This window comes from Bradyrhizobium sp. USDA 4538, assembly GCF_024171045.1.
Classification (GTDB): domain Bacteria; phylum Pseudomonadota; class Alphaproteobacteria; order Rhizobiales; family Xanthobacteraceae; genus Bradyrhizobium; species Bradyrhizobium australafricanum.
In genome coordinates this window covers 3,589,769-3,616,203 of the sequence record NZ_JALJZE010000001.1, presented here as the reverse complement: position 1 = coordinate 3,616,203, position 26,435 = coordinate 3,589,769, and the positions used below count along the sequence as shown (strand labels likewise).

Sequence of the window (26,435 nt, the reverse complement as noted above, 5' to 3'; positions counted from 1 at the left end):
CAAAGTCCGTCTTCGCCCTTTGGGCTTCGCCGGACACCACGCTTCGCCCTCCAGGCTCCTGCGCGGCTGCGCCACGCGTAGCCCGAAGGGCGAAGCGTGGTGGAGCCAGGCGGGATCGAACCGCCGACCTCGTCATTGCGAACGACGCGCTCTCCCAGCTGAGCTATGGCCCCATCGCGGCCGGGTGTTGCTGAGTATCCCGGCCGTCAGTCGGGCGCCATTTACAGTCCCGCCCAAGGTCAAGTCAAGAACGGTGAAAGCGCGGTTTTCGGCCCGTCCCGCCGGGAACTTCCCTTGTTTGCGGGGGGATGAACCGATATCTAGGGCGTGATCCCGACCCGGCGGACCGCGCGAGCGCCCAGCGCATAGCGGTTTTCCGAAACGATCCCGCTCAAACAAGAAGCGCGATGGCGGCTCAGTCCGGTCTCGTTGCGCCTCAATCGGTTGTCTTACCCGCGAGCCCCCCTCATATGCGCGCTGTTCTCGACATCGTCATCATCATCCTCGACCTCTATGTCTGGCTGCTGATCGCCTCCGCCATCCTGTCCTGGCTGGTCGCCTTCAATGTGGTCAACACGCGCAACCAGTTCGTTTCCGCGGTGGCCGAGTTCCTCTACCGGATCACCGAGCCGGTGCTGCGGCCGATCCGCAACGTGATGCCGAATCTGGGCGGGCTCGATATCTCGCCGATCATCGTGATCCTGATCATCATGTTCATCCAGCGGGTGATCGCCTATTACATCTATCCCAACGTGATCTGACCCTTTCTCGACGGGGCCTTGATGGATCCGTGGCGCTATTCCACCGAGGGCATCAGCATCGCGCTGCGCGTGACGCCGCGCGGCGGCCGCGACGACATCGACGGGATCGAGACGCTGGCCAACGGCCGTTCGGTGGTGAAGGTGCGGGTGCGCGCCATCGCTGAGGGCGGCGAGGCCAACCGTGCGGTGACTGAGCTGCTGGCCAAGGCGCTTGGCGTGCCGAAAGCCAGGGTGAAGCTGTTGTCCGGCGCCACCTCGCGGCTCAAGCAGGTCGCGGTGGACGGCGATCCGAAAGGGCTCGGCGATACATTGAGGAAGCTGACGGCGGCCAAGCCGAACCAGCAGACAAGGGACTGACATGACTGCCCGCATCATCGACGGAAAAGCCATCGCCGCCGAGCTTCGCGCCCGCGTCGCCGACGAGGTCGCCCGCGTCAAGCGCGACCACCAGCTCACGCCGGGGCTCGCCGTCGTGCTGGTCGGCCATGATCCCGCGAGCGAGGTCTATGTCCGCAGCAAGCACACCCAGACCCAGGCCGCCGGCATGGCCTCGTTCGAGCACAAGCTGCCGGAGGATGTGTCGCAGGCCGATCTGCTGGCGCTGATCGCGCGGCTCAACCGCGATCGCATGGTGCATGGCATCCTGGTGCAGCTGCCGCTGCCGAAGTCGCTGCAGACCGAGACCGTCATCAACGCGATCGATCCGGCCAAGGACGTCGATGGCCTGCACCCCGACAATGCCGGCCGGCTCGCCGGGGGCCTGGCGGCACTGTCGCCCTGCACGCCGCTCGGCTGCATCATCCTGACCAAGAGCGTGCACGCCTCGCTCGAAGGCATGAACGCGATCGTGATCGGCCGCTCCAATCTGGTCGGCCGTCCGCTGGTGCAATTGCTGCTGAACGAGAATGCGACGGTGACGATCGCGCATTCGCGCTCGCGCGATCTGCCAAAGCTCTGCGCCCAGGCCGATCTGGTCTATGCCGCGGTCGGCCGGCCCGAGATGGTGCGGGGGGACTGGCTGAAGCCGGGCGCGACGGTGATCGATGTCGGCATCAACCGCATTCCGGTGCCCGGCGGCAAGCCGAAGCTGGTCGGCGATGTCGCGTTCCAGGAAGCGCTCAATGTCGCCGGCGCAATCACGCCGGTGCCCGGCGGCGTCGGGCAGATGACGGTGGCGTGCCTCCTGGTCAACACGCTGCGCGCCGCCTGCGCGATTGCCGGCCTGCCGGCGCCGGCGGTGTGAAATGCTCCCTCGCCCCGCTCTTGCGGGGAGAGGGTTGGGGTGAGGGGCCCCTCTCCGAGGTGGGATTGTCGAAAGACCTGTACCCCCTCACCCGGATCGCATTCCGCTCCGCTACATGCGATCCGACCTCTCCCCGCAAGCGGGGCGAGGTTAGTCACTTCTTCTTCGCGCGCTCGATGCCTTCGAGGATCAGCCTGCGGGCTTCGTCGGCGTCGCCCCAGCGCAGCACCTTCACCCACTTGCCTTTCTCGAGGTCCTTGTAGTGCTCGAAGAAGTGCTGGATCTGCTGCAGCGTGATGTCGGGCAGGTCGCTGTAGTTCTGCACCTTGTCGTAGCGCTGGGTCAGCTTCGACGACGGCACCGCGATGATCTTCTCGTCGCCGCCGGCCTCGTCCTCCATCAGGAGCACGCCGACCACCCGGACGCTCATCACCGCGCCCGGCACGATCGCGCGGGTGTTGACGATCAGCACGTCGCAGGGATCGCCGTCGCCGGACAGCGTGTGCGGGATGAAGCCGTAATTGCCGGGATAGCGCATCGGCGTGTAGAGGAAGCGGTCCACCACGAGCGTGCCGGCTTCCTTGTCCATTTCGTACTTGATTGGCTCGCCGCCGACGGCAACCTCGATGATGACGTTGACGTCGTGGGGCGGATTTTTTCCGATCGATATGGCGTCGATACGCATGGATTGCTCCGCGTGGCCTCTGGAAGTTGAGAACGATGTGATTTTTTGGTTGGCGCCGCCGGGCCGCGAAACGGCTCCCGGCCCGGCCTTGGGGCCGGGCTGGCCGACGCGCGCAGCGCTTGAGGCTGGTTTAGCCTTGCTGCAGCTGCGAGAGAAGCAGGATTTTCAGTTGGCCCAGGCGAAAGCGACCTTGTCGAGCGACTTGGGCCCGAACCGCTCCGAGGAGCGCGCCACCATCCGGCCGCCCAGCGCACGGTAAAACTCGGTTGCCGGCTCGTTGTCGGAGAGCGCCCAGATCACCATGCTCTTGAGGCCGCTCTGCATCAGGTCGCGGCGAGCGGAGGCGAACAGGCGCCGGCCGAAGCCAAGCCCCTGGAATTCCGGCCGCAGATAGAGCTCGTAGATCTCGCCTTCGAAATGCAGGCTGCGGGCGCGGTTGCGGCCGTAATTGGCGTAGCCTGCGACCCGGTCGCTGAACACCAGCACGCTGACGCGGCTGCCCTTGCGGATGGCGCTGTCCCACCACTGCGGGCCGCGGCGATTGATCAGCTTTTCGAGTTCGGCGCCGGGGATGATTCCCTGATACGCCGAGCGCCAGGCTTCGTCATGGGTAGACGCCACCGCCGCCGCGTCTGCAGCTTTGGCCGGCCGGACCTCGATTAGCGTTGTGCTCATGCCTGTAATCAAAGCAAGTCGGCGGGCCGCCTTCAAGGTCCATCGTTAATTATCGGTTAATCTGTGGATTTTTTGCATCAGTGTCGTGAGAACTTGTTCCGAAAGAGGACACTTGCCGGAGTTCAAGCGGCCAACCGCCGATCCGGAGCTGTGCAAAGCGTGTATCGCGAGCGCAATATGACACTGCCATAGTTGGAAAAAGCTCATTCGGGGGCTGATTCGCGGCCAGGATTCTGCGGGCGAATCCAGACGCGATGTGGGTACTCCGACCGCGCCACGCCTGCGCCGCCGCAGTGGATTTTCGCGCCCGACCGGCCTATGGCAGCGGCGGTATTTGTGCGCGCCGAAGTTGGCCTGATTACGAGCGGACTGCGATGACGCTCTACTTCCTGATCAAATATCTGCACGTGCTCGGGGCCATCGTGATCCTGGGCACCGGGACCGGCATCGCCTTCTTCATGCTGGCGGCGCATCGCACGCAGGATGTGGCGTTCATCGCGCGCACAGCGGCGACCGTCGTGATCGCGGACATGATCTTCACGCTGAGTGCCGTGCTGCTTCAGCCGGTGAGCGGCGGACTGCTGATGCTGTTGTCGGCAACGAGCATCACCGAGCGCTGGCTGGCGGTTTCGCTTGCGCTCTACGCGCTGGCCGGCGTGTTCTGGGTTCCCGTCGTCTTCATGCAGATGGAGATGCGCAATCTCGCGCAGGCGGCCGTCGAAAAAGGTCTTCCGCTGCCGCCGCGTTATTTTGCGCTGTTTCGCCGCTGGTTCCTGTTCGGTATTCCCGGCTTCGGCTCCGTGATGATCATCCTCTGGCTGATGATCGCGAAACCATTTTAGCGCAGTGTCGTCATTCCGGGGCGATGCGAAGCATCGAACCGCAGATGCGCAATTGCGCATCGGGGAATCTCGAGATTCCGGGTTCGCTTCGCACCCCGGAATGACGCCAAATAGTCTGGGGCCTCATGAGTGACGACGCATCACACAACATCCTCGTGCTCGGCGCCTCGGGCCTGATCGGGCGCACGATCACCGACGATCTGAGGGCGCGCGGCTTTCACGTGATCGGGGTCGCGCGGCATTTCACGCCGGCGCAGAAAATCAGCGCGACCGACCTCGAGCTGCCTGTCATGTCGATGGATGCCGCGGCGCTGACGCAGCTGCTTCGCACGCATGAGGTCAACATCGTCGTGAACTGCCTCGGCGTGCTGCAGGATGGCCCGGGCAGCGACACAAGCGCGGTGCATTGCGACCTCGTCGCGCGGCTGTTGCAGGCGATCGGTGACAGCCACCGCGCCATCCGTCTCGTCCACATCTCGATTCCCGGCACGGCCGATGCGGACCGCACCGCCTTCAGCACCACCAAGCGCGCGGCCGAACGGCTGATCGTGGCGTCCGGGATTCCCCATGCAATCCTGCGTCCGGGCTTCGTGATCGCGCCGTCGGCCTATGGCGGCAGCGCCATGCTGCGCGCGCTGGCGGCGCTGCCGGTCGATCTGCCGGCCAATGAGACCGCGACGCCGTTCCAGCCGGTCGCAGTCGAGGATATCGCCGCCACCATCGCCTGGCTTGCGGCGCGCGATGTCGCCGATGAAGCGGTGCGATCGGTGACCTGGGACCTGATGCAGAAGCAGCCGATTTCGCTCGGCGGCGTCATCGCCCAGTTCCGCCGGTCGTTCGGCACGGCAAAGCATGTCCGGATCGCGACGCCGCCGTTCCTGATCGATCTCGGCGCCCGTCTAGGCGATCTCGCAAGCCGGCTCGGCTGGCTGCCGCCGCTGCGCTCCACCGCGATCGCCGAGCTGCGCCGCGGCGTCACCGGCGATCCCGCAGGCTGGATGCAAGCGACCGGCATCGTGCCGAAGACAATCGCGCAAGCGGTCGGCGGGCGCCCCGCGACCATTCAGGACAAATGGTTCGCGCGGCTGTTTTTGATCAAAGCGCTGATCTTCGTAAGCCTCGTGCTGTTCTGGGTCGCATCCGGCTTCATCGCGCTGGTGATCTCCTATGACGCCGCGGCAGGCATTTTGCGTGCGCACCATTTCCCGCCGGCTTTGGTCGGGCCGGTGACGGTGTTGACCAGCCTGATGGACATGAGCATTGGGGTGCTGATCGCGATCCGCCGCACCGCGGCGTTCGGTCTGATCGCAGGCATCATCGCCTCGCTCGGCTACATGGCGGGATCGGCGATCCTGACGCCGGATCTCTGGATCGAGCCGCTCGGCGCGCTGGTGAAGACGGGACCTGCGATCGTGCTGATGCTGGTCGCGCTGTTGATCCTGGATAACCGGTAGCGTTTTCGAGCGAAGTGGGAACCGGTTCGCGTGAAGAAAACGCGTTGAGGGAATCGAGATGAGCACTTGGCCCGACGACGACGTGATCCTCTATGACGGCGTCTGCATCTTCTGCTCGCGCTGGGTCCGCTTCGTCATCGCCCGCGACACGGCACGCCGCTTTCGCTTCACGCCGATCCAGTCCGGCTACGGCACGCGGCTGGCGAAGACCTTCGGCATCGATCCTGACGACCCCGACACCAACGCCGTCGTCCATGGCGGCGTCGCCTACATGAAATCCGACGCGGCGCTGACGGTGCTGAGCCATCTGCCCGGCTGGGGCTGGACCCGCACGCTGTTCGCGGTCCCCAAGCCGCTGCGCGACGCCGTCTACAGCCTCATCGCCCGCCACCGGTACAAGATCTTCGGGAAATACGAGACGTGCTTCGTGCCCGACGCGGATATGCGGGCGAGAGTGCTGGAGTAGAGGCCGAAGGTCGGAGACTATTCAAATAGTAAGAGCTACTTTAGATTGAATGGCGTTGAGATAGTTGTGCGCGAAGGTTTCTTTTATGACCAAGGCAGTTTTTACTTCAAAAGTTACACCGAGCTACAAGGATCTGCCCGAAGAGAGGTATCACTTTCCGCGCACATACCTAAATTATGTCCAGCAGACCGTCGGCGACTACATCGTCTACTACGAACCACGAAGATCGAGCTCTGACCTTTCAAGTAGGGGAGGTCGTCAATCTTATTTCGGTGTCGCTCGCGTTAGTTCAGTGATTGAAGACGTCGAATTACCAGACCATTACTTTGCAATTATCGATGGCGCGACGTATCTGGATTTCGACACGGTCGTCCCGTTTCAGGAGCAGGGCGAATACTACGAGAGTGCACTCGAGAAGGATGATGGCAGCACCAACAAGGAGCGTTTGGTCGAGCTGTACGGCTCATCCCCGATAATGAATTCGACCGGATCTTGCGAGCTGGGTTTGCGCCAATTCTTGGCGAGGTGCCTTCGCCGGAGGCGCCGTCGCCACTTGGATATTCTGAACCGCCGACACCGTTCGAACGACCAGTTGTCGAAATGGTTGTTTCCCGGCCGTTTCGAGAAAAATCATTTATGCACAGTGTACGAGCGGCCTATTCCAATAGATGTGCCATTACAGGTTTGCGGTTGATCAACGGCGGGGGCCGGCCCGAAGTGCAGGCCGCACACATTCAGCCAGTGGCGTCAAACGGACCTGACTCAGTTCGAAACGGGCTGGCGTTGTCCGGAACAGTGCACTGGATGTTTGATCGAGGACTGATCTCGATTGGCGACGATTACAAGATACTAGTTTCCAAGAATCACGTTCCCGAAGATGCCGTTAGGCTTCTCAATCAAAGCGGATTGATCAATCTTCCGAAAGATCAGACCCTTTATCCAAACCCGCACTATCTGAAATTCCACAGAGACGTTGTTTTCAAGAAGTGAGACGGCCTCACTGCCGGGCAACTATTCTGGTCGGTTGGTCGCCACCACTTCCCTCGCCGCTCGCTCCCCCGAATCCCGCGCGCCGTGCGCGGTCGAGAAAAACTCCGGCGAAGTCGCTTCGCCGGCGAAGAACAGCCGGCCGTCGACCGGCGCGGCCAGTACGGCGCGCTTGTCCGCGTGGCCGGGCAGTGCGTGCGAATAGGAGCCGCGGGCGAACGGGTCGTGGGCCCAGCGGGATTCGCTGAGCGGCTTCAGCTTGCGGCGGAAATCATTGCCGAGGAAGGAGACGATCTCGTCGATGCTGTGCGCGGCGATGGCGCCGTCGCCGGCATCTTCAAGCTGTTGCGCAAAACGGCCACCGAAGAAACCTTCGATGCAGGGCTGGCCGAACGGGCGGATGTGATAGGTGCCCATCTCGGTGCGCATGGTGGCGCCGCGCAGATTGCCTTCCTTCGGCAGCGCCTCGGGCTCGGCGAGCGCCAGCGTCACCTTGTCGGCGAGGCCGAGCGGCAGGCCGCGCGCGGCGTCGAGCTTGTCCGGCAGCGCAGGCGAAAAGCGGATCGCCTCGTCGGCGATCAGGTTGGTCGGCACGGTGACGATCACCTTGTCCGCCTCAAGCGCGCCGCGCGAGGTCTCGATGCGGATCCGCTTGCCGGAGTGATCGATCAGGCTGACCTCGCAGTTCAGCGCCACCGGCACCTGCGCGCCATAGGCCGCGACCAGCGCGCCATAGCCGCGCCGCACCCGCCAATTGATGTCGGTGTCCTCATAGGCGTCGACGTCGAGGATCGAGACCTGGTCGAGCTCGCAACCGTTCACATAAGTGGAGATCGCATCGATCATCGGGTTCCAGCGGTTGCCGGGCTCGAGGTACAGGCTGGCCGGGCAGTCCTTGCCGTGCCGCGCCGCCTGCTCGATGCGGTCGTAGAATTGGTCGAGTGCGTGCGTGAAGTCGTCGCGAGCGGCCTGCGGGAACGCCTCGCCATAGGCGCGCTCGCGCCACGGCGGCAAGTCCTTGTTGAGCTCGAAGTTGAGTTGCCGGGCGATGCCGACAAAGCTGTTCCGGTCGGCCGAGTGCAGCCAGCCGCAGCCGACGTCGAACACCACGTCAGGCGCGGCCTGAATCGTATGCGCGCGGCCGCCGAGGCGGTCGCGGGCTTCCAGCACGATCGTGGAGAGGCCGGAGTCCTTCAGCGCATTCGCGGCACCGAGGCCGGCGGCGCCGGCGCCGATGATGGCAACATCGACCGTGGAGGGAGGGGAAGTCATGTCCCGGCTCTAGCACGTCCGCCGCCGGGCCTGAAGCCGCCACATGCATGACTGTCATCACCCGCGCAGGCGAAGGCGGGTGATCCAGTATTCCAGAGACAGTAGCGATTGAACTGATGGGCCGCGGCGTACTGGATGCCCCGGTCGAACCGGGGCATGACAGCTTACGCCACCGCTTCCTTGGCCTTTTCGGCGCGCTTGCGGTCGTTCGGGTCGAGGTGCTTCTTGCGCAGTCGGATCGACTTCGGCGTCACCTCGACGAGCTCGTCGTCCTCGATATAGGCGAGCGCCTTTTCCAGCGTCATCCGGATCGGCGGCGTCAGGCGCACCGCCTCGTCCTTCGAGGTGGTGCGGATGTTGGTGAGCTGCTTGCCCTTCAGCACGTTGATCTCGAGGTCGTTGTCGCGGGTGTGCTCGCCGACGATCATGCCCTTGTAGACCTTCCAGCCCGGCTCGATCATCATCGGGCCGCGGTCTTCCAGCTTGAACATCGCATAGGCCACCGCTTCGCCCTGGTCGTTGGAGATCAGGACGCCGTTGCGGCGGCCCTGGATCTCGCCCTTGTAAGCGGCATAGCCGTGGAAGATGCGGTTCATGATCGCGGTGCCGCGGGTGTCGGTGAGCAGTTCGCCCTGGTAGCCGATCAGGCCGCGGGTCGGCGCGTAGAACACCAGCCGCAGGCGGTTGCCGCCGGAGGGGCGCATCTCGATCATCTCGGCCTTGCGCTCGCTCATCTTCTGCACGACGACGCCGGAATGCTCCTCGTCGACGTCGATCACGACTTCCTCGATCGGCTCCTGCCAGGCGCCGGTCGCCTCGTCCTTCTGCAGCACGACGCGCGGGCGCGACACCGAGAGCTCAAAGCCCTCGCGGCGCATGGTCTCGATCAGGATCGCGAGCTGCAATTCGCCGCGTCCGGAGACTTCCATGGAATCCTTGTCGGCGGCCTCGACGACGCGCAGCGCGACATTGCCCTCGGCCTCGCGCATCAGGCGGTCGCGGATCATGCGCGAGGTCACCTTGTCGCCTTCGGTGCCGGCGAGCGGCGAGTTGTTGACGATGAACGACATCGACACCGTCGGCGGATCGATCGGCTGCGCCGGCAGCGGCGTCTCGACGGTGGGATCGCAGAAGGTGTCGGCGACGGTGCCCTTGGTGAGGCCCGCGATCGCGACGATGTCGCCGGCCTCGGCCTCCTCGAGCGGGGTCCGCTCAAGGCCGCGGAAGGCGAGGATCTTGGTCAGGCGGCCGCTCTCGATCAGCTTGCCGTCGGCGGACAGCACCTTGACCTGCTGGTTCGGCTTGATCGAGCCCGAGGAGATGCGGCCGGTGATGATGCGGCCGAGATAGGGGTTGGCCTCGAGGATGGTGCCGATCATGCGGAACGGACCTTCCTCGACCTTCGGCGGCTCGACATGGCGCACGATCAGGTCGAACAGCGGCTGCATGCCGAGGTCCTTCGGACCCTCCGGGCTCTCCGCCATCCAGCCCTGCTTGGCCGACCCGTACAGAATCGGGAAGTCGAGCTGCTCTTCGGAGGCGTCGAGCGCTGCGAACAGGTCGAACACCTCGTTGATGACTTCGGTCGGGCGTGCGTCGGGACGGTCGACCTTGTTGATCACGACGATCGGCTTCAGCCCGATCTTGAGCGCCTTCGACACCACGAACTTGGTCTGCGGCAGCGGGCCCTCGGCGGCGTCGACCAGCACCAGCGCGCCGTCCACCATGTTGAGGATGCGCTCGACCTCACCGCCGAAGTCGGCATGGCCGGGGGTGTCGACGATGTTGACGCGGATGTCCTTCCACTGCACCGAGGCGGCCTTGGCCAGGATGGTGATGCCGCGCTCGCGCTCCAGGTCGTTGGAGTCCATGGCGCGCTCGGTGACCTTCTGGTTCTCGCGGAAGGTGCCGGATTGCTGCAGCAGGCGGTCGACGAGGGTGGTCTTGCCGTGGTCGACGTGGGCGATGATGGCGACGTTGCGAAGGTTCATGGCTCTTCTTCTGGTCGTGCAATGGTCAGATGCGCGATCTCGCCGGACCAGTTTGGCCGGCCGCTCGCTCGCGTGGCCCATTCGGGCCCGGATCACGCTCATACCCAAGAAATTTGACGGGGACGCATCACCCCAAAAAGGAAGCCCGGTCAGAGGACCGGGCACCTTGCGCGTTGCGGCGCAATATAGTCAGAAAACGCCAAAAAACAATGATTTATTGGCTGTTTGGAGGGCTGATTTTGGTTCCAAAGGCGGTTTTCGAGGGGCTTTCAGGTCTTACTTCCGGGTAATCGCGAACACGATCAGGCCAAGCCCGCCCAGCGCCACCAACATCACGAACATGGTGATGGGGTCGCCGCCGGCGCCGGCGCTCATCTTGGCGTTGAGAATGGCGCACAGGACCCCCGGGATCAGCAGGATCACCCCTACCACCAGCATGAGGGCGGTCAGGCAGCCGTTGCGCTACCCGGGTTCCGGAGGCCTGTATGGCGGGGGTGTGTCGGAATTGCTCACGGGATTTGCCGATCTAGCGCTCTCGCGGACGCGTCGCCAACCAGACCAGCCAGCCACCAACGAGGGCGATCGCGAGAATGACGAGCAGGATAGGGAGGTCGGCCGCTCTGAACGATATGCCGGATTTGAGGCCGGCCATCACGACGCATAAGGCGGGAAGCAACAACACGATGCCGACCAGGAGCATCAGCATCGACAGGCAGCCTTCCGCCGCCGAAGGCGGCGTTGGTGGTCGTTCCGGGGGCGTGTCGTCGGTGTCGGACATGCGTCGTCGAATGGTCCGTCAGCGCCTTCCCGTGATCGCGGCGCGGATCAGCATCACGCCGGCAAAGCAGACCGCGAGTCCAAGCAGAATCAGGAAGAGAATGGAGGGATCGGTCTTCGACTCGCTCAGGACGCCGAACCCGAACAGCAGGGCGCAGAGCCCGGGCAGCAGCAGGATCAGCCCGAACACCACCATGAACGCGGTGGCGCAGCCGCTGCGTGGCGACGGCGGCGGCGGGACGTATTTGTAGGGTGGCTCCGATGGTGCAGGCGGGATGGGCGGTGGATTGGTCTCGCTCATCGCGGCACCTCCTCGCCTTGCCGGGCTTCACGGTAGGTCTGGCCGGCCAGCGCGGCGCGGATGCCGTCGATCTTTCCGTCACGGTAGAACAGATTGTAGGTGTCGAACGGGATGATCGCGCCGCTCTCGGTGACGAAGTGGATGCAGCTTCGCTTGACGTTGCCGACGCAGAAATTGAAGCGGTCGAGAAACTGCACGATGGTGACGCGGAACACGTTCTCGTAGGTCAGCCCCTCCGGCACCTCGAAGCTCGGGAGACAGCACAGCAATTCGCAGACCCGCTCCGAGGTGTTCAGCGGCCCCGACGACAGCGAGAACAGGTCGACAAACTTCTCCCGCAACACCGGATATTTCTCGGGGCTGATGGTGTTGGGCATCACGGCGATGAGCTGCTCCTGCGGGATCAGCGACGTCAGCGGCAACACCTTGTCGCCGTTGCGCAGGCCGTAGCCGATCGAGATGCTCTCGGGATTGCAGGGCAACGGGATCATGTCGTCAGCGCCGAACACCCCGGTCTCGATCACGCGCCGGCGAATCTCCGACAGCATGATGCGGTCGGTGTCCTTGTTGAAATGCTCGTTACGGCCGGCATCCTGCACCGGCTGCAGCGTGACGCCGCGGACGCACTTCCAGGTCAGCGCGTGGCGGACGATGTCGCCGATCTCGCCGTCGTTGATGCCGCGCTTGATGGTCGCGACCAGCGTGGTCGAGACGCCGTGTCGCTCGAGACTCTCCAGTGCCTGTTGGCGGATTTTTCGCAAATCCGCACCGCGCAGATTGACCAGCGCCTTGCGCTGCAGCGAATCGAACTGCAGGTAGACTTCCAGCCCGCGCTTGTTCTCGGCAAGCTTGGCCACGAAATCAGGCTCGCGCGCGATCCTGAGGCCGTTGGTGTTGATCATGACATGGCGGATCGGGCGGGCGCGCACCGCATCCAGGATCGCGAAGAAATCCGGATGCAGCGTCGGCTCGCCGCCGGATATCTGCACCAGATCGGGCTCGCCCTCGCTCGCCACCAGTGCGTCCAGCATCTTCTCGATCTTCGCCAGCGGCGTGAAGCGGGTCCGCGTCGGCGAGGAATCCGCAAAGCACACCGGGCAAGTCAAATTGCAATGCTCGGTAATCTCGATCAGCGCCAGGCAGGAGTGCTGCTCGTGGTCCGGGCACAGCCCGCAATCATAGGGGCAGCCGAATTCGGTGTGGCGCTGGAACGCGAGCGGCCGGTCGCCGGGCTTGATGAAGTCCTTGCACAGCCGCCAATAGGCCGCATCCGTCGAGACCAGCGTCGACTGCACGCCATGCTGCTTGCAGCGCTTCTCGTACCAGACCTCGTTGCCTGATATCTGGATCTTGGTCGGCACCAGGGCCAGGCAGGTTTCGCATAGCGACTGGGTCTGGCCCCAGAAGATGTAAGGGCGGGCCTTACGCAGCGGCGCGTTCATGCTTCAAGCTCACATTCGGCGCCGTCGCCAGCATGACGGCGGCGTAAATCATGACAAACAGCGACAGCAGGTGAAACAGCGAGAATGGTCCGATCAGCGCGCCATAGGGCTTGATGAACTCCCACAGGAAGCGCTGCAGCCCGTAGTAGAACAGCACGAGGTAGAATCCGTTGGTGATGACGGCGGCATTTCGGTTCAATACCGCCCAGACATAGAATGCCGCGAACGCCGCCATCGCCAGGCTTTCATAGAGCTGCACCGGATGGCGCAGCACGCCGTCGCCGAAATCATGGCCCCAGGGCAGCGTGGTCGGCGTGCCATAGGTGAAATCCTCGAGCCCCGCGAAATAGCAGCCGAGACGGCCGACCGCGACGCCGATCGCAAGCGGTAGCGCGAACCGCGCGCCGGTGCGCAGCGAAATCCCGTGTCGCCATTTGTAGAGCTCGATCGCGACGATGCCGCCGGCCAGCGCGCCCTCGACCGAGCGGGCGACGCCTGCCATGCCAGAGAACCACAGGTTCAGCGTGCCGAAAATGTAGGCGCCGATCCCGGCGCCGAACACCAGCGCGGCGATGTAGGGCAGCTCGAAGGATTGCCGGGGGAATTGCAGCCCGCGCCGGCGCGACAGCCACCACATGGCGAGCGCGGCCGCGCCCCATGCTGCAACGTCGAAGACGGCGTGAAGTTCAGCCCCACTCATGAGGCGAGTGTAGCTTGATTTTCGCGGTCCGCGATAGCGGCTTCCCGATTGCAATGGCGGGGCCAGATTATCAACCGTCCTCGTGGGAGCGGCGGGCTGATGGAGCACGCCGGCGACGCCGGCCCGCGCAAAACGACAAAGGCTGTAACCGCGCCAGAACGGATATAGCCGATGTTACGGCGTCCATCCGAAGCGCTATATCCGAACTGACGGCTGGGCTTTCGACCTTCCCAGGATGACATTCTGTCCGGAGTGCAAAACCCGTCCCGATTGCGCGGAGCGATTGCGATGAGGAAGGCTACGATGGATTTTTCGCGGATGTCGGATGGGATCCGGCTGCATCACGCCTCTCATCGCCACGATGGGCACGATGGCGACGACGAGTCGGGTCCGGCACCGAGCAGCCCGTTTGCAGGGCTCGATGCGCATACCGTGACCGCGAATTCCCCGCCTTATGACTCTGGCCCGGGCCAATCCGACCATCCCACCGCGTCGGGGGTCGACACGTACGCCCACGTCGGCAACCACACTGCGGCGAGCCTGGATGCTCCGGCAACGAAGCCTCTTGCCGACGCATCCCATTCCGCGACGGGTATCGCTTCGATCGAGAGCGGGGCGAACACCGCCGGAAACGGCGGAGACGGTTACTTTTACGGAGGTATCATTCACGCATCCCTGTTGATCTATGAACCGATCAACATTTCGGTGAGTTTGGGATACGGCTCGGCCGCCGTGGCCAACCAGTCCAACGATTTGAATGTCGATCAATCCGCCTTTCAAATGGCCGGCGTCGGCGGACATGGTGGGAATGACAACCTTGCATCGGGAGGCAGCATCAGTGCTTCCTTGGGCTCCGGCGTGATCGGGAGCGGCGACAACGGCGCCGGAAACGGCGGCAGCGGCTATTTCTCGGGTGCGTTGGTGGACGCTCCCGTGGTGATCTATCATCCGATCAATATTGCGGTGGCGAGCTCAGGCGGCACGGCCTATGCAAGCCAATCGAACACAGTCGACATCGATCAATCGGCTACGCAGGTCGCGGGCGTCGGCGGCAGTGGCGGAAATGGCAATGTGGCCTTCGGCGGCAGCATCATCACGCTCGACCCCAGTTGGGGATCAAGTAATGGAGGGAGTGTCTGGGACGTTCAAACGGGCGGGAGTCAGGCCGGCAATGGCGGCGACGGCGCGTTCCACGGGAGTCTCGTGCATTCCTCGATCTTGGTGTACGACCCGATCAACATCGCGGTCGCGGGCTATGGCTCCAACGTTCATTCAGTCCAGACGAATGACGCCGGCGTGGATCAATCCGTACTTCAGATCGCCGCCATGGGCGGGTATGGCGGCAATGGCAACGCCGCGACGGGCGGCCATGCAAGCCTTCTTTCCCACGGCTTGTGGGGCGGCTCCGACACGATTGCGACCGGCTCGAACGGCGCAGGCAACGGCGGCAACGGCTATTTTGCCGGCAGCCTGATCGATGTGAGCGTCGCGATCTATGCACCCGTCAATATCGCAATCGCGGGGCCCCATTCGACGGCCGTGGCCGATCAGGTCAACAACGTGCACATCGACCAGAGTGCGGTCCAGATTGCCGGACTTGGTGGGGACGGCGGCTACGGCAATCTCGCGCTGGGTGGCGATCTTTCCGCCCATCTTCTGTCGGATCTTCACCTGTTGGCATAGCGAAGCATCGAGCCGCTCGCGCAGGCCGGTCGCAAGGTAGCGGACTCCCTGCGCATGCAAATCTCGCGCAGGGGCGCCTCCCGATGTTTCGAGCTCCGATGTTGCGCGACGAATGTCATACTTTCGTACGTAGGTCGACCAACCCGGATGGTGTCCGATTTGACATCTATCGGCAGCGCGCATCGCCGGATCAGACTCGCCCGTGCGCGTCCGCCTGATCGGGATGGATGATGCACGACAGCCAACACAAGGACGGAGGCTCAAATGTTGCCCAAGGCGATCAGCATCTCGGATTCGATCGAATTCAAATCGATCAACACCGGTGGTCAAAGTGTCGGAAATGGCGGCGACGGTACCTTCAAGGGAGCTATCATCAGCAAGCCGACCCTCAACTTCGATCCAACCAACAAGGCAGAAGGCGCCGATGTGCATGTGAACACCGGCGACCACGTCACTCAGACGGCAGATTGGGACGCCGGCGGCGCGAACGCGACGGCCTCGGTGTTTGCGAAGGCCCATGGCGGAAGCGCCGAGTCGAACGGAAGCCAGAAATCCTACAGCGGCCACGATACCTCCAAGGTATATGCCAATACGGATGCCACCCAGATCAACAAGCTCTCGGTGGACCAGCACCAGGATGTCCTGGCTGGCATCGGCGGCAATGGCGGAGACGGCAACGCCGCGCTGGGTGGAGAAGTGAGCTTCCACCTCGATACATTCTGACCATCGGCTCGTCCGACCGTGGCGGGACCGGCGGCCATTGCTGCCGGTCCCGCAGTTCAAGCCGATACCCGCCGATGCCCTGCCGATGCGCTTCTTGGCAGATCGCGTTGGCCGTCGGGCAAGTGCGCCGGACTTCGATTTCAGGCGGTGACGATCATGCTGATGCCGCCCATTCGGTTGCCTGTCCTGCCGCAGATCTCGACGCCACTGCACGCGGCCCTTTGGTCCTGTGCGGGACCGCTTGGTCTCGTATTCGCGTATAGCTGCAGCTACAACCTGCTTTTGTTTGCGCCCTCCATCTACCTTCTTCAGATCTACGACAGGGTGTTGTCGAGCCGGAGCGGCGACACGCTGCTCCTGCTCACGCTCATTGTCGCGATCACGGTCGTGGTCGGCGGCGTGTTCGATGCCTTGCGGCGCGCTGTCCTGGGTCGCCTTGGCGCCTGGCTCGACGATCGGCTCCGTCCTTGCGTGCTTTCGGCCAGCCTCGAATCCGCGTTTCGCAGCGATTGGACGCGGGCGTCGGACGCCTATCGGGATCTCACCGTGTTGCGCCAGTTCATCGATTCCGGCGCATGTCCGATGCTGTTCGACGCACTCTGGGCGCCCCTGTTCCTCCTGGTCCTCTTTCTCATCCATCCCCTGCTTGGCGTCGTGGGCGCCTGCTGTGTGGCTTTCCTCTTCGCTCTCACGGTTGCCGGAGATCTGGTTACCGAAGACGTTCTGCTCAGATCCGGCGCCGCGCTGTCCAGAAGCTACGGCCGCCTCCAGGCCGCCGCAGGCAACATCCACATGATCCGCGCCATGGGAATGCTCGATAGCGCTGCGCGCGCGATCTATCATGACGCGCAGGAGGCACGCAGAGAGCACAACGTTGCAATCCGGCGAAGCGAGATCGTGATGCTGGTCACCAAGCCGGTCCGCGCGCTGTCGCAGGTATTGATAATGGGGGCTGCCGCGTGGCTTGTCCTCGAGCACGGAAAGAGTCCGGCGATCATTTTTGCTTCGACACTGATGTTCAGCCGCGCGCTCGCGCCGGTCGAAAGTGCGATCGCAGGCTGGAAGTCACTCAGGTCGGCCGTGCGTGCCTGCCAGCGGCTCGGCGCGGTTCTCGCCGCGTCCCCCGCCGCCGCCGGACGGCAGGATCCGGAGGTTTCGCAGCGGCAGGCGTCGAGCGGTCTCGTTGTCGACAACGTCGGCGTGAGGCTATCGGGGACCAATCACCTGCTGCTGAATGGTGTCTCGTTCACGCTCGCGAACGGAGAATGCCTTGGCATTATCGGTGCGTCCGGGTCAGGCAAGTCCCTGCTTGGCCGGGTGATTGCCGGGCTGTCGATGCCAACTCATGGCTGTGTCCTGCTCGACAATACCGACGTCTCGCTGCTTCGCGAGGGCCTTAGCGGTCACCGTCTCGGTTATCTCCCCCAGGACATCGACCTGCTCGGCGATACGATAAGCGATATCATCGCACGGCTTGATGATGCCGATCGGCGGAAGGTCGTGGAAGCGGCCAAGCTGGTCGGAATTCATGAGGCGATCATGCGCCTGCCGAACGGGTACGACACGGTGATTCACCGTGAAAAATCCTTCTCGCGCGGATATCGGCAGCGCCTCGGTCTTGCCCGGGCCTTTTTCGGCGGTCCACGCCTGATCGTTCTCGACGAACCGAATGCCAGTCTCGATTACGGGGGCGAGCGAATGCTGCTGGACGCTATCGAGCGCATGAAGCTCGCCGGTGTCATCCTGGTCGTCGTCACTCATCGTATGGGTCTCCTCGCAGCCACAGACAAGATTGCCATTATGGAAGAGGGGGCGGTCGTCGCTTTCGGCGACAGCGAGGAAATCTTTGAGCGGCACCTGAGCCGACCCCAGGTTACATCGCGGACTGCGCCATGATCCGGAACCCTCTCACCATCTGGAAGCTTCCGACGATATCGAGGTTACCCGCGATCTGGGACCAGCTCGTGCGAACGCCGGCAAGCCCCCCGCTCGCCGGACGGCTCGGAGTCGTGGTTACCGCGATCGACGATTTCGAGCCCCTCGAATATCCATGGTGTGCGAGCCCGACACCCCTCTCTCCGCGTGGACGGCTTCGCGGTATCACCCTGGCGGGCAACCTGCTGGTGCTCTGCTTCATGCTGGGGCTTGGCACATGGGCGTGCCTCGCGCCTCTCGAGAGCGCCGCGATCGCTTCCGGCGTCGTGGAATCGGAATCGAGCCGCAAGACGATTCAGCACCTGGAAGGCGGGATCGTCAGGAAGATCCTGGTTGCGGACGGCGATATCGTGCGAAGCGGACAGACGCTGATCGCGCTGGACGACACCCGGCCCGGTTCGGAGGTGCAAAGCCTTCAAGGCCAGTTGTGGGATGCAATTGCTCGTGCCGCACGGCTTCAGGCCGAGCAGCAGAACTTGGAGAGCATCGCAATCCCGAGCGCGCTGGGGCAGGACAGCAAGCGAAATGGGGTGGCCGCCGCCGCGGTATCGGCGCAGCAGTTCATTTTTCAGGCGCGCCGGCAGGTTCATGAGTCGCAGCTTGCGGTCATTCGCGAACGGAGGCTTCAAGTCGAGAGGGAGATCGAAGGTCTCAAGGCTCAGCAGAACGCCACCGGGCAGCGGGTCGACATCGTCCGGGAAGAACTGGATATGGTTACGACGCTCGTGAACAAGGGACTCGAACGGCGGCCGCGGCTTCTGAACCTGCAACGTGAACTGGCCGACGTTGAGGGTCGCCGCGGCGAGATCACGGCGCAGATTTCTCGCGCCGGGCAGGTCATCAGCGAGCAGCAGGCCACATTGTTCAAGCTCGAGAGCGACAGGCAGAACGAGATCGCACAGTCGTTTCGTGAAGCACAGAACCAGATATTCCAGCTCCGCGAGCGGTTGCTTGCGGCCAGGGATCAGCTATCGCGAACGGAGGTGAAGGCGCCTGAGGACGGCGTGATAACCGACTTGCGGATTCATACAGCGGGCGGCGTCATCGGGGCGGGTGCTCCCCTCATGGAGCTGGTGCCCCGGCAAGACCGCCTCATCGTGACCGCCCGCCTGAGGCCCGAGGACATTGATGTGGTTCATCCCGGCCTCAATGCCGAGGTGCATCTCGTGCCGTACAATCAGCGTCGCGTACCGCGCCTGAAGGGAACCGTCGTGCACGTATCGGCAGACCGGCTACTCGACAAGCGTACCGACCAGCCATATTACGCGACCAAGATCCGGATCGACGACGCGCAGATCGCCGCAAACGACTTCCAGATCGTCCCCGGTATGCCGGTTCAGGTGTTCATCACCACGGGGCGCGGTACCGTCGCACTTTACGCGCTCAGGCCCCTGCTCGACAGCTTCCGCGGTGCATTCAGAGAGGATTGATCCCGCTCAGCGTGACTAGGTCTCCGGCATTGGGGCTGTGCCCGGGTCGTGATCGCGATTCTGCGCGAGCGACCGGCCGCGCCAGCGGAGGACCGCTTCCGTGCGATTGTGAGCGGCACATTTCCTCATGATATGCTGAATGTGCATTTTGACGGTGCTTTCCGAGAGTTTCAATTTGGCTGCGATCAGCTTGTTGGGCAGGCCGAGCTCCAATTCCGCCAGAACGTGCTGCTCTCGGGGCGTGAGATCGCTCCTGTCGATGGCCGCCCTGGCTGCCTCGTTCATCAGATATGCGGACGCAAGCCCGCGCGCGTCCGGCGGATCGAAACCCGGCATCCTGTTCATTTCGGCGACCGGCAACGGCCTGTAGACGCCGCCGACAAGAACAAGGCGCAGGCCGGCTATGACGACCTCGATTGGTAGCGAGGTGGGAAGAAAGCCGCGAACACCCCGCTGCATCGCGGCTTGCGCGGTCGGCTCGTCGTCATGGTTTGACAGGATTGCGACGGCGGCATTGGGACAGTGCTCGGCCACGAAGGCGAGATCGTCCTCGACCGAGGGATCGCCGATGGGCTTGTCCGCGATGCTCAGCAGCACCAGACGAACGTCGCGGGCCGACATGCAGTCCAGGCCCTGGACCGTTGCCATGTCGAGGATCTCGAAGTCGGCCAATTCCCGTCTGAGGACGTTGAGAATACATGTGCGCGGCAACAGGTGCGGCTCGATGATCACCAGAACCGGTACGTGAAGCGCTCCATTGAGCCGTTTTGAGGTTATGTCGTCCATGATTTCCTCGGAATGAAAAGAATTTCTGCGACAGTCCCATCGATCCGTATTGCGCATTTACCGTTGCGGCATTCATCCTGAATGCATCATCACGCGCAGCCCCGACATCAGGATCGCATCCATTGCGGGATAGCCTGGCGCCTCGGTGGAAATTCTTTCCGCTCAAATCATTTGGACGCGCGCCGCGGCGCGGTCGACGCATCCCCTATTTGCAGATATTTCGATACGCCGTTGACGCCGCCGACCCTGACTTGCCGTCGACGACATACGCTTCATCCTCCTTCACAAGATACAGAAACGGCCTCCCTCCAGTCTCTCCGCCCGACGCACTTCTTCCTTTCACGCGCCCGCAAATCGTATCCACGGCGCGTCCGAACGTGTTCTTTCGCATGGCGCGCTTCATGTCGCTGAATTCGGCCGATCCCGGATCCTCAATCTGCGCTGCAATCGTGACCTTCGCTTTGGTGAGGACAGGATCTGCCATGTCCGCGGCGTGTTCGGGTGTCGGGACGTTGATCCTCGTCCGCGGGGACGCCGCCTTGGCGAGGTCGGGCGGTCCGTGTTTCTTCGATGATGGTCTCCTGCCGGATTTTGCCGGGGTTGCAGAATTCGATTTGACGATCGCAGGCGCAGGCGCTAACGCCGCCGGCACTGGCTCTGTGGGTCGGGCGACTGCAACCTTGTCGAAACAGGGTCTTGACTCACACCCAAGGAAATCCCCTCGGGAAGGCGCGAACCAGCCAAAGCCGATCAGGATTCCTGCCAGCGCTCCGACAAAAAGCAGTCCCATCCGATTCCCCTCCTCGGGAGCTCGGCTCGCACTCATAACTAGGACTAATTCCGCGCTGGTGATCCTATCTGTTGCGCAAAAGCGTTAAGCGCTCATTAAGCGCGCGGGGTTGGGGCGATAGGACGAACCCCTACGGCGATGTCGGGTTTAGCGTCGGCTTCCGGAAGCATGGCGGATGCGACGAATAATGAGTACACACCCTAGCACTACTTTGGCAGATTGTGTTTTCGCCGCTGTTTTTCACGGATCTGCTTTCGGCAATATGGGCACTGCTGAGACGGCGGCCGAAGGATGAGATCGACGATGGCGTGACGTACGGCTGGCATGGTTGGCTGAGGCGGAGGCCCGTTGATTCTTTTTTTTCCGCCCCGCGTATGCGAGGCGACGATGTTGCAGGAAGGCGTAGGCAATCATTGTCATCAAGGCGTGGCGATGAAGACCTTGCCATGATCGCCCTTCGAAGTGATCAAGTCCAAGTTCCTCCTTCAACTGCTGATGCGCCTGCTCACAAATCCACCGTGCCTTGATGGTGGCGGCCAGCGTGCGCAGATCCGTCGCCGCCGGAAGGTTGGCCAGATAGTATTTCTTCTCCCCGGACGCACGTTGCTCGCCAATGAGCCAGGCTTCGTCGCCTGGGAGATGCTGCTGACCTTTATCCCATATCCGCTGCGGAGGGCCGTCGGCGGTCCGGACACGGAGAGCAGCAAATTGGGCTTTAAGCCGACCTTTCGTCCCGCTACGCCAACTCACGGTTTTCCATTTGGCGCTGGCGAGCATTTGTTCTGCGGCAATCGATAAGATATCGGGCACGTGGTGCTTTCGTGGTTTTCCGCGGACTTTGGTAATCGGCCAAATGAGCTTCACATCGACCGGATACACTTTCTGGTGCCGAGGGATGCCGACAGCCCAGGTCAGCCCGCGCTCTGTTAGCCCTTGTCGAAACGGTGCGCTGAGGCCGTATCCTGCATCCGCCAGCACACATCCAAAGCGCACGTTGGCTGCCATCGCGCGGTCAATCTCGGCTAGAGCAATCTCGGGCTTGGACCGTGCCGTTCGATGTTCGACTGGCACGCGAGCGCGCTTCAAACGAGATATGTCGCTTGTCCAACTGTCAGGCAGAAAGAGACGTAACGCGACCATCACGGGCACTTCGCCGCGAGCAAGCGTCAAAGACACCAGCGTTTGGCAATTTGCCGTTTTACCGAGAGCCGACGCGTATTGAGCCGCAACACCGACCGAGCGCTCACCCTTCTTGGGAAGTGAGGTGTCATCAATAACCAGCACCGCATCCCTGCCGCCGACAAGTCGGTCCGCCTGGTTGAGCAGCTCTGTCTCCAGCGGCGTCGCGTCCCAGACACCGTCCGCAATGAAATGGTGCAACTGGTCGTAGTTGCTCGTGGCAAGGCGTTCCGCCATCGGCTGAACGCTCTTGCGATCGCCCGGACCGATCAATCCCGCAACATACAGAGGACACATCCGCTGCCGGGTCTTATGACCCAGCCGGTCCAAGAACGGCATCAGCCAGCGTTCGAGTTCGTCTTCCCATCCGGGCATGGTCAGCCCTCCCAGAGCCGACCACCCATGAATCATTGAAAAATTGATTCGGGAATCCTATAAAACGCGGCAAAATCAACAATCTGCCAAAGTAGTGCTAGTTCTGCGGGTTGTCCTCGCTTGGATACACGCCGCGCAGCACTTCCTCGAAATGATCCTTGACGGCGTCGTTGCACAGGCAGGAGCGCTGCCGCAGCTTGTCCGGGTCGCGGATCACGATCGCGCCGCGGCGCGTCTCCAGCACGCCTTCCGCCTTGAAGTTCTGGATCACGCGGCTGGTGTAGCTGCGGCCGACGCCGAGCAAAGTCGAGAGCTGTTCATGCGTGAGTGGCACCATGCCGTTGCCATTGGTGCGCTCCATCGCCGAGATGATCCATTTCGCCGCGCGCTGCTCGATCGAGTGGATCGCATTGCAGGCGGTCGACTGGAAAATCTGCGCCAGCATGCAGTCGGCATAACGCGCGAAGATGTTGCGCACGGAGATCGACGTCAGCTTGGCGGCGTCGAGCTTGCTGACCGGCAGCCGCGCGAACGGGCCGCCGAACTTGACGGTGATGCGGGTATAGGCCGGCAGGAAGCCCTGGCTGACGATGCCGCCGACCGCGCCCTCGCGACCGACCAGGATGGTCTCGACATCGCGGCCGTCCTCATTGGGCACCATGTAGGACGCAAGGCTCGGCCCGCATGGAAAATGCACGGTCTGGACGTCGTCGCCGGGATTGTAGAGCAGATCGCCGGCCGCGGCCTCGACCAAGGCAAGGTGCGGCGCGATCAGTTCGTAATCGGCGGCGTTCAGCCGGCGCAAAAGATTGTTGAACGGCCGGTCACTCGTCCCGGCCAACTCGGTCCGTTTCGTGATCATTGGAAATCCTGAGAACCCAACGCGGACCATAATCGGAAAGTTCCCGGATTTATGTTCACTAGTGAACAGACGCGGCAGCCCGCGATGTGATGGGTTTCACCTCGGGAACAGCCGGCGTGCTTTCAGGCGCCGGTCGCGGGCCAATCCGGCCGGACTAATCCGGTCTTTCATCCATGCTTTAAAAACGGAAACTGGCGCGCCATGGACTTCACCCCCAATGCCGGCATGCCCGGTGACGTCCTCGTGGTTGAGGACGATCCGATCATCTCGCTCTATTTCGAGGACACCATCCTCGGCTTCGGCGCTCGGACGGTGCGCACCGCCACGAACGTCGCCCGGGCGCTCGAGCTGATCGCCGAACGCGCGCCGGATTTCGCGCTGCTCGACGTCGGCCTCGTCAGGGGCGAGAAGACGTTCGCCATCGCCGAGCGGCTGGATGTGCTGAAGGTGCCGTTCGCTTTCGTCACGGGTTACGGTGCGGATATCCGGCTGCCGGCATCGCTCGCCGGCAAGCCGCGGCTGACCAAGCCGTGCTCGAGCGAGGCGCTGGAAGCGGCGCTGCGAAACGGACGTTGACGCATTGCCGGCTTCGGCCTCGCCGTCGGCGCGTTCGTCGTCTACCATCCAGCCTGTCGGATTCGGTGACGCAAACGCTTCGGGAAAGCGTCATGGTGATCAGGATATTTGCTGCGCCCGCAGCCGCGCTCGCTCTCGGGCTGCTGCCAGCGCCGCCGTTCGGCTCGGCCGTCGTCGGTCGCTTCGTGTCGCCAGCTCTCGCTACGCCGGCCGCACTCTCGAGCGAGCAATCGGCCGCGCTTGAGACCTACGACAAAGCCCTGAAGGGCTTCGAGTCGATCCTGCGCCAGCGCCGCGCGCAGATCGATTCGAAGCAGCCGCTGCCCGACTTGCCGGGCCAGGCGATCTATCTGGCCCGTGTCGAGATGATGAGCGCCTACAAGGACCTCACCGATGCGCTTCCGTCCAGGATTGGCAGACCCAACAGATTCGGAATCCCCCCGGCCTACTTCAACGCCGACAATGAGCCGCTGCTCGATGAGTACAGGAAGCTCTTCGACGTCATGGAGGCGCCGCCCGCCGGTGCGCAAACATCCAATACGCCATTCAAGGACGTGGTCGATCTGGCGACGGTGATCGCGCGCGCCAAGGGTCTTGACGCCGCCGACGCCGCCGTCGCGGGCCGTATCAGCCTCGGCCTCTTCTTTGCCGAGACGAACGGCAAGCAGAATGCGGGCAATGCACGATCGAACACCTATAAAGGAAGCCTGCAGACCGGCCCGTCCGAGGATCGCGACGGCCGAAGGAAATGGGCCGCCATCAAGGGGTCGATCGCGACACTCGATCCTGCGCTGAGCCGTCGCGACGACCGGGAAGAGGCGCGAGTCGGCAACCTCGACCACAGGTTCAATCACTGGACCGCCGTGCGGGACGGCCTCATGAACGCACACGCCGAACTTTTCCCGCAGGTCGCGGCGATCCAGAAAGCGCTGCCGGACCCGATCGATCAGATGAAGGTCTTTGAGCTGATCCAGATCATTCCCACGCCGACCAGAGCAGCGCTCAAATCGGGCAACCTCGTCGGCTACAGAATTTCCGATCCCAGGATCATGCGATATCTGCGCAACAACAGCGTCTTCGCGTTCGGCCGGGCCGACCGGGCAAGAACATCCGCGACCTTCCGCGAGATCCTCGATGCGATGTGGCTGTTCAACGCCAAGTTCGAGCAGGCGCTTGCCAAGTTCAAGGAGATCAAGTCGGGCAAGCGGGGCTGAGGAGGAGTTGATCGCTCGGCCGTCAGGGTGGACCGAGCAGCGCCCATCGCGGCTCGCAGAATTCCTTCACGGCGGAAGCGACGCTGCTGCTGATGAGGTTTTGGCGCTCGGGCGAGTCCATCTCGCGTTCCTCGTCCCGGTTGATGATCGAGCCCGCCTCCAGCAGGATCGCGGGCATCGCGGTCTTTCTCAGCACGATGAGTTCATCATTGCTGTAGACGCCGGTATCCTTGTTCAGCAACGGGTGCTGGTAACGACCCATGATGGCCTGGCTGTATTGCTCGGCATAATGCAGGCCCTGGGCCTTCATTTCCCCGGCGACCAGTTCGGCGAACCGGAGGCTGGTCTTGAAGTCCGGATTGTCCCGGGAGACGAACACGGAGTAGCCGCTGAAGCGGTCGCTGAAGTGGCTTTTCTTGCCCTCGAACTCCCAGTCCTCGAGCATCTTGTTGGGCACGGAGTCATGGTGGATCGACATCAGCAGATCCGCGTGCAGATTGTTGGCGGCTGCGACCCGCTTGAAGAGGCTCGGTCTCGCTTTGCCTTCGGTCAGCAGCAGCCTGGTTTCGGCAAAGCCTTCGGCCTTCAACCTCTCCTCGATCAGCCGCGCAAGGCGCAGGTTGAAGGTGAACTCGGCGACATTCCGCGCGCTGATCGCGCCTTCCGATTGCGCTGTATGTCCGACATCCAGCACGATCCGGAACGTCGCGGGATCGCATTTGGCAGCGGCTGGCTTGAGAGCTGAAAGCGGCAGGGTGACTGGCCCAAGGGCGGCCAGCCGCATGGCGCGGTGCCTGGGCGGAGCGCGGTGCCTTGCCAATTTGGCAGCCCTTGTCGCCTTCGCGCGCTTCGGCGACTTGGCATGCTTGGGTGAGCTCTTGAAGAGATCGGGCAGCCAGCCGGCATCGCTGACTTCGATCGGCAGCAGCGCGAACACTGCGATCGCGACGACCAACAAGCGGCGAGGCCGAAACCTCGCAACGCTACCACCGAGCACGCGAAAGAATTCGCAGCGCCTCATGCTCCGCCCCTCCGGGCCCCCAGCATAACGGCTCTGACATCGGTACCGGAAGATGCCGGGGAGGTCCATCCCCCGGCAATCGCGTTGCCTCGCCTTGGAGGCAAGGCCGTCAAGACAAAGAGTCCGGTTCCGTCGTGGCTGTGACCGAACTAGTGTCCCGAATCCGAAGTTCGCATCATTTGCCGCACCTTCGGAGCGAACTTCGGATTCGATAAGGACACTAGCAAACTTATAATTCTAGTGTGCTTTATGAATGCGAAGTTCG

At 63.0% G+C, this 26,435-nt stretch carries 28 protein-coding genes and 1 tRNA gene; 14 read left to right on the top strand and 15 right to left on the bottom strand.

Annotation, left to right across the window (positions count from 1 at the left end; translation table 11 throughout):
- Nucleotides 1-97: 97 nt before the first annotated feature.
- A tRNA-Ala gene (locus J2R78_RS16235) sits at nt 98-173 on the bottom strand.
- Nucleotides 174-470: 297 nt separating this feature from the next.
- On the opposite strand from J2R78_RS16235, the gene J2R78_RS16230 reads away from it, so the two are divergent.
- The 3 genes from J2R78_RS16230 to folD are packed head-to-tail and all read left to right on the top strand — an operon-like array spanning nt 471 to nt 2,004.
- Nucleotides 471-761, top strand: a complete 291-nt coding sequence (locus J2R78_RS16230; protein WP_016847252.1) for a YggT family protein — start codon at nt 471-473, stop codon at nt 759-761.
- A gap of 21 nt (nt 762-782) precedes the next feature.
- On the top strand, nt 783-1,118 hold the full coding sequence (locus tag J2R78_RS16225) for a DUF167 domain-containing protein (protein WP_016847251.1): 336 nt from the start codon (nt 783-785) through the stop codon (nt 1,116-1,118).
- 1 nt (nt 1,119) lies between these two features.
- A complete protein-coding gene (gene folD / locus J2R78_RS16220; RefSeq protein WP_253605609.1) occupies nt 1,120-2,004 on the top strand; it encodes a bifunctional methylenetetrahydrofolate dehydrogenase/methenyltetrahydrofolate cyclohydrolase FolD in 885 nt (294 codons plus the stop codon).
- A gap of 154 nt (nt 2,005-2,158) precedes the next feature.
- Here folD and ppa read toward each other — a convergent pair whose 3' ends face one another.
- A complete protein-coding gene (ppa, locus tag J2R78_RS16215) occupies nt 2,159-2,689 on the bottom strand; it encodes an inorganic diphosphatase (RefSeq protein ID WP_028337382.1) in 531 nt (176 codons plus the stop codon).
- A gap of 165 nt (nt 2,690-2,854) precedes the next feature.
- On the bottom strand, nt 2,855-3,364 hold the full coding sequence (locus tag J2R78_RS16210; protein ID WP_253605606.1) for a GNAT family N-acetyltransferase: 510 nt from the start codon (nt 3,362-3,364) through the stop codon (nt 2,855-2,857).
- Between the two features lie 374 nt (nt 3,365-3,738).
- Between J2R78_RS16210 and J2R78_RS16205 the strand changes: the two genes are divergently transcribed.
- The 5 genes from J2R78_RS16205 (at nt 3,739) to J2R78_RS16185 (ending at nt 7,116) form a co-directional block, all read left to right on the top strand.
- Nucleotides 3,739-4,206, top strand: a complete 468-nt coding sequence (locus J2R78_RS16205; RefSeq protein ID WP_253605604.1) for a DUF2269 domain-containing protein — start codon at nt 3,739-3,741, stop codon at nt 4,204-4,206.
- Between the two features lie 125 nt (nt 4,207-4,331).
- Nucleotides 4,332-5,660, top strand: coding sequence for an SDR family oxidoreductase (locus tag J2R78_RS16200; protein ID WP_253605603.1), 1,329 nt, complete (start codon nt 4,332-4,334; stop codon nt 5,658-5,660).
- A 58-nt stretch (nt 5,661-5,718) separates the two neighbouring features.
- Nucleotides 5,719-6,126 (top strand): thiol-disulfide oxidoreductase DCC family protein, encoded by a 408-nt coding sequence (locus J2R78_RS16195; protein ID WP_253605601.1) that lies wholly within the window; start codon nt 5,719-5,721, stop codon nt 6,124-6,126.
- An 85-nt stretch (nt 6,127-6,211) separates the two neighbouring features.
- Nucleotides 6,212-6,820, top strand: a complete 609-nt coding sequence (locus J2R78_RS16190) for a hypothetical protein (RefSeq protein ID WP_253610081.1) — start codon at nt 6,212-6,214, stop codon at nt 6,818-6,820.
- Nucleotides 6,727-7,116 carry an HNH endonuclease gene (locus tag J2R78_RS16185; RefSeq protein ID WP_309145047.1) on the top strand — a complete coding sequence of 130 codons (390 nt, stop codon included), beginning with the start codon at nt 6,727-6,729 and terminating at the stop codon, nt 7,114-7,116. Before J2R78_RS16190 ends, J2R78_RS16185 begins: the two co-directional genes overlap by 94 nt.
- Before the next feature lie 21 nt (nt 7,117-7,137).
- On the opposite strand, the gene J2R78_RS16180 is transcribed toward J2R78_RS16185, so the two are convergent.
- The 7 genes from J2R78_RS16180 to J2R78_RS16150 all read right to left on the bottom strand — a co-directional run bounded on the left by J2R78_RS16180 (nt 7,138) and on the right by J2R78_RS16150 (nt 13,596).
- Nucleotides 7,138-8,385, bottom strand: coding sequence for an NAD(P)/FAD-dependent oxidoreductase (locus tag J2R78_RS16180; protein WP_253605599.1), 1,248 nt, complete (start codon nt 8,383-8,385; stop codon nt 7,138-7,140).
- A gap of 164 nt (nt 8,386-8,549) precedes the next feature.
- Nucleotides 8,550-10,376 carry a translational GTPase TypA gene (typA, locus tag J2R78_RS16175; RefSeq protein ID WP_016847242.1) on the bottom strand — a complete coding sequence of 609 codons (1,827 nt, stop codon included), beginning with the start codon at nt 10,374-10,376 and terminating at the stop codon, nt 8,550-8,552.
- 276 nt (nt 10,377-10,652) lie between these two features.
- Nucleotides 10,653-10,799 (bottom strand): hypothetical protein, encoded by a 147-nt coding sequence (locus J2R78_RS16170; protein WP_253605597.1) that lies wholly within the window; start codon nt 10,797-10,799, stop codon nt 10,653-10,655.
- Between the two features lie 103 nt (nt 10,800-10,902).
- Nucleotides 10,903-11,154, bottom strand: coding sequence for a hypothetical protein (locus J2R78_RS16165; protein WP_253605594.1), 252 nt, complete (start codon nt 11,152-11,154; stop codon nt 10,903-10,905).
- An 18-nt stretch (nt 11,155-11,172) separates the two neighbouring features.
- Nucleotides 11,173-11,454: a hypothetical protein gene (locus tag J2R78_RS16160; protein WP_253605592.1), complete on the bottom strand. Its 282-nt coding sequence runs from the start codon at nt 11,452-11,454 to the stop codon at nt 11,173-11,175.
- Nucleotides 11,451-12,896: a radical SAM protein gene (locus tag J2R78_RS16155; RefSeq protein ID WP_253605590.1), complete on the bottom strand. Its 1,446-nt coding sequence runs from the start codon at nt 12,894-12,896 to the stop codon at nt 11,451-11,453. Before J2R78_RS16155 ends, J2R78_RS16160 begins: the two co-directional genes overlap by 4 nt.
- The gene (locus tag J2R78_RS16150; protein ID WP_253605588.1) at nt 12,877-13,596 is read right to left on the bottom strand and encodes a prolipoprotein diacylglyceryl transferase; all 720 of its coding nucleotides are present in this window, start codon (nt 13,594-13,596) and stop codon (nt 12,877-12,879) included. Before J2R78_RS16150 ends, J2R78_RS16155 begins: the two co-directional genes overlap by 20 nt.
- Before the next feature lie 303 nt (nt 13,597-13,899).
- Between J2R78_RS16150 and J2R78_RS16145 the strand changes: the two genes are divergently transcribed.
- The 4 genes from J2R78_RS16145 (at nt 13,900) to J2R78_RS16130 (ending at nt 19,367) form a co-directional block, all read left to right on the top strand.
- Nucleotides 13,900-15,279, top strand: coding sequence for a hypothetical protein (locus J2R78_RS16145; protein ID WP_253605586.1), 1,380 nt, complete (start codon nt 13,900-13,902; stop codon nt 15,277-15,279).
- Between the two features lie 264 nt (nt 15,280-15,543).
- Nucleotides 15,544-16,002 (top strand): hypothetical protein, encoded by a 459-nt coding sequence (locus J2R78_RS16140; RefSeq protein ID WP_225163137.1) that lies wholly within the window; start codon nt 15,544-15,546, stop codon nt 16,000-16,002.
- A gap of 156 nt (nt 16,003-16,158) precedes the next feature.
- The gene (locus J2R78_RS16135; protein ID WP_253605584.1) at nt 16,159-17,898 is read left to right on the top strand and encodes a type I secretion system permease/ATPase; all 1,740 of its coding nucleotides are present in this window, start codon (nt 16,159-16,161) and stop codon (nt 17,896-17,898) included.
- Nucleotides 17,895-19,367, top strand: coding sequence for an HlyD family type I secretion periplasmic adaptor subunit (locus J2R78_RS16130; protein ID WP_253605582.1), 1,473 nt, complete (start codon nt 17,895-17,897; stop codon nt 19,365-19,367). Before J2R78_RS16135 ends, J2R78_RS16130 begins: the two co-directional genes overlap by 4 nt.
- Nucleotides 19,368-19,382: 15 nt before the next feature.
- On the opposite strand, the gene J2R78_RS16125 is transcribed toward J2R78_RS16130, so the two are convergent.
- From J2R78_RS16125 to J2R78_RS16110, 4 genes are all read right to left on the bottom strand, one after another.
- Nucleotides 19,383-20,153 carry a response regulator transcription factor gene (locus tag J2R78_RS16125; RefSeq protein WP_253605580.1) on the bottom strand — a complete coding sequence of 257 codons (771 nt, stop codon included), beginning with the start codon at nt 20,151-20,153 and terminating at the stop codon, nt 19,383-19,385.
- 205 nt (nt 20,154-20,358) lie between these two features.
- Nucleotides 20,359-20,943: a hypothetical protein gene (locus J2R78_RS16120; RefSeq protein WP_244559035.1), complete on the bottom strand. Its 585-nt coding sequence runs from the start codon at nt 20,941-20,943 to the stop codon at nt 20,359-20,361.
- A gap of 240 nt (nt 20,944-21,183) precedes the next feature.
- Complete coding sequence (locus tag J2R78_RS16115) at nt 21,184-22,533, bottom strand: IS701 family transposase (RefSeq protein WP_253605578.1); 1,350 nt, start codon at nt 22,531-22,533, stop codon at nt 21,184-21,186.
- A 61-nt stretch (nt 22,534-22,594) separates the two neighbouring features.
- A complete protein-coding gene (locus J2R78_RS16110; protein WP_225163132.1) occupies nt 22,595-23,359 on the bottom strand; it encodes a Crp/Fnr family transcriptional regulator in 765 nt (254 codons plus the stop codon).
- Between the two features lie 201 nt (nt 23,360-23,560).
- On the opposite strand from J2R78_RS16110, the gene J2R78_RS16105 reads away from it, so the two are divergent.
- Both J2R78_RS16105 and J2R78_RS16100 read left to right on the top strand, forming a co-directional pair.
- Nucleotides 23,561-23,935 carry a response regulator gene (locus tag J2R78_RS16105; RefSeq protein ID WP_225163131.1) on the top strand — a complete coding sequence of 125 codons (375 nt, stop codon included), beginning with the start codon at nt 23,561-23,563 and terminating at the stop codon, nt 23,933-23,935.
- Between the two features lie 92 nt (nt 23,936-24,027).
- Nucleotides 24,028-25,149, top strand: coding sequence for a hypothetical protein (locus J2R78_RS16100; protein WP_253605577.1), 1,122 nt, complete (start codon nt 24,028-24,030; stop codon nt 25,147-25,149).
- 22 nt (nt 25,150-25,171) lie between these two features.
- Here J2R78_RS16100 and J2R78_RS16095 read toward each other — a convergent pair whose 3' ends face one another.
- Entirely contained in the window at nt 25,172-25,933 is a 762-nt protein-coding gene (locus J2R78_RS16095) for an N-acetylmuramoyl-L-alanine amidase (protein WP_375167124.1), read from the bottom strand.
- Nucleotides 25,934-26,435: the final 502 nt, after the last annotated feature.

Bases quoted from the DNA above. Each gene is read 5' to 3' on its own strand.
- J2R78_RS16230 (WP_016847252.1), top strand. From the start codon at position 471: ATGCGCGCTGTTCTCGACATCGTCATCATCATCCTCGACCTCTATGTC.
- J2R78_RS16225 (WP_016847251.1), top strand. From the start codon at position 783: ATGGATCCGTGGCGCTATTCCACCGAGGGCATCAGCATCGCGCTGCGC.
- folD (WP_253605609.1), top strand. From the start codon at position 1,120: ATGACTGCCCGCATCATCGACGGAAAAGCCATCGCCGCCGAGCTTCGC.
- ppa (WP_028337382.1), bottom strand. From the start codon at position 2,689: ATGCGTATCGACGCCATATCGATCGGAAAAAATCCGCCCCACGACGTC.
- J2R78_RS16210 (WP_253605606.1), bottom strand. From the start codon at position 3,364: ATGAGCACAACGCTAATCGAGGTCCGGCCGGCCAAAGCTGCAGACGCG.
- J2R78_RS16205 (WP_253605604.1), top strand. From the start codon at position 3,739: ATGACGCTCTACTTCCTGATCAAATATCTGCACGTGCTCGGGGCCATC.
- J2R78_RS16200 (WP_253605603.1), top strand. From the start codon at position 4,332: ATGAGTGACGACGCATCACACAACATCCTCGTGCTCGGCGCCTCGGGC.
- J2R78_RS16195 (WP_253605601.1), top strand. From the start codon at position 5,719: ATGAGCACTTGGCCCGACGACGACGTGATCCTCTATGACGGCGTCTGC.
- J2R78_RS16190 (WP_253610081.1), top strand. From the start codon at position 6,212: ATGACCAAGGCAGTTTTTACTTCAAAAGTTACACCGAGCTACAAGGAT.
- J2R78_RS16185 (WP_309145047.1), top strand. From the start codon at position 6,727: ATGGTTGTTTCCCGGCCGTTTCGAGAAAAATCATTTATGCACAGTGTA.
- J2R78_RS16180 (WP_253605599.1), bottom strand. From the start codon at position 8,385: ATGACTTCCCCTCCCTCCACGGTCGATGTTGCCATCATCGGCGCCGGC.
- typA (WP_016847242.1), bottom strand. From the start codon at position 10,376: ATGAACCTTCGCAACGTCGCCATCATCGCCCACGTCGACCACGGCAAG.
- J2R78_RS16165 (WP_253605594.1), bottom strand. From the start codon at position 11,154: ATGTCCGACACCGACGACACGCCCCCGGAACGACCACCAACGCCGCCT.
- J2R78_RS16160 (WP_253605592.1), bottom strand. From the start codon at position 11,454: ATGAGCGAGACCAATCCACCGCCCATCCCGCCTGCACCATCGGAGCCA.
- J2R78_RS16155 (WP_253605590.1), bottom strand. From the start codon at position 12,896: ATGAACGCGCCGCTGCGTAAGGCCCGCCCTTACATCTTCTGGGGCCAG.
- J2R78_RS16150 (WP_253605588.1), bottom strand. From the start codon at position 13,596: ATGAGTGGGGCTGAACTTCACGCCGTCTTCGACGTTGCAGCATGGGGC.
- J2R78_RS16145 (WP_253605586.1), top strand. From the start codon at position 13,900: ATGGATTTTTCGCGGATGTCGGATGGGATCCGGCTGCATCACGCCTCT.
- J2R78_RS16140 (WP_225163137.1), top strand. From the start codon at position 15,544: ATGTTGCCCAAGGCGATCAGCATCTCGGATTCGATCGAATTCAAATCG.
- J2R78_RS16135 (WP_253605584.1), top strand. From the start codon at position 16,159: ATGCTGATGCCGCCCATTCGGTTGCCTGTCCTGCCGCAGATCTCGACG.
- J2R78_RS16130 (WP_253605582.1), top strand. From the start codon at position 17,895: ATGATCCGGAACCCTCTCACCATCTGGAAGCTTCCGACGATATCGAGG.
- J2R78_RS16125 (WP_253605580.1), bottom strand. From the start codon at position 20,153: ATGGACGACATAACCTCAAAACGGCTCAATGGAGCGCTTCACGTACCG.
- J2R78_RS16120 (WP_244559035.1), bottom strand. From the start codon at position 20,943: ATGGGACTGCTTTTTGTCGGAGCGCTGGCAGGAATCCTGATCGGCTTT.
- J2R78_RS16115 (WP_253605578.1), bottom strand. From the start codon at position 22,533: ATGATTCATGGGTGGTCGGCTCTGGGAGGGCTGACCATGCCCGGATGG.
- J2R78_RS16110 (WP_225163132.1), bottom strand. From the start codon at position 23,359: ATGATCACGAAACGGACCGAGTTGGCCGGGACGAGTGACCGGCCGTTC.
- J2R78_RS16105 (WP_225163131.1), top strand. From the start codon at position 23,561: ATGGACTTCACCCCCAATGCCGGCATGCCCGGTGACGTCCTCGTGGTT.
- J2R78_RS16100 (WP_253605577.1), top strand. From the start codon at position 24,028: ATGGTGATCAGGATATTTGCTGCGCCCGCAGCCGCGCTCGCTCTCGGG.
- J2R78_RS16095 (WP_375167124.1), bottom strand. From the start codon at position 25,933: ATGCGGCTGGCCGCCCTTGGGCCAGTCACCCTGCCGCTTTCAGCTCTC.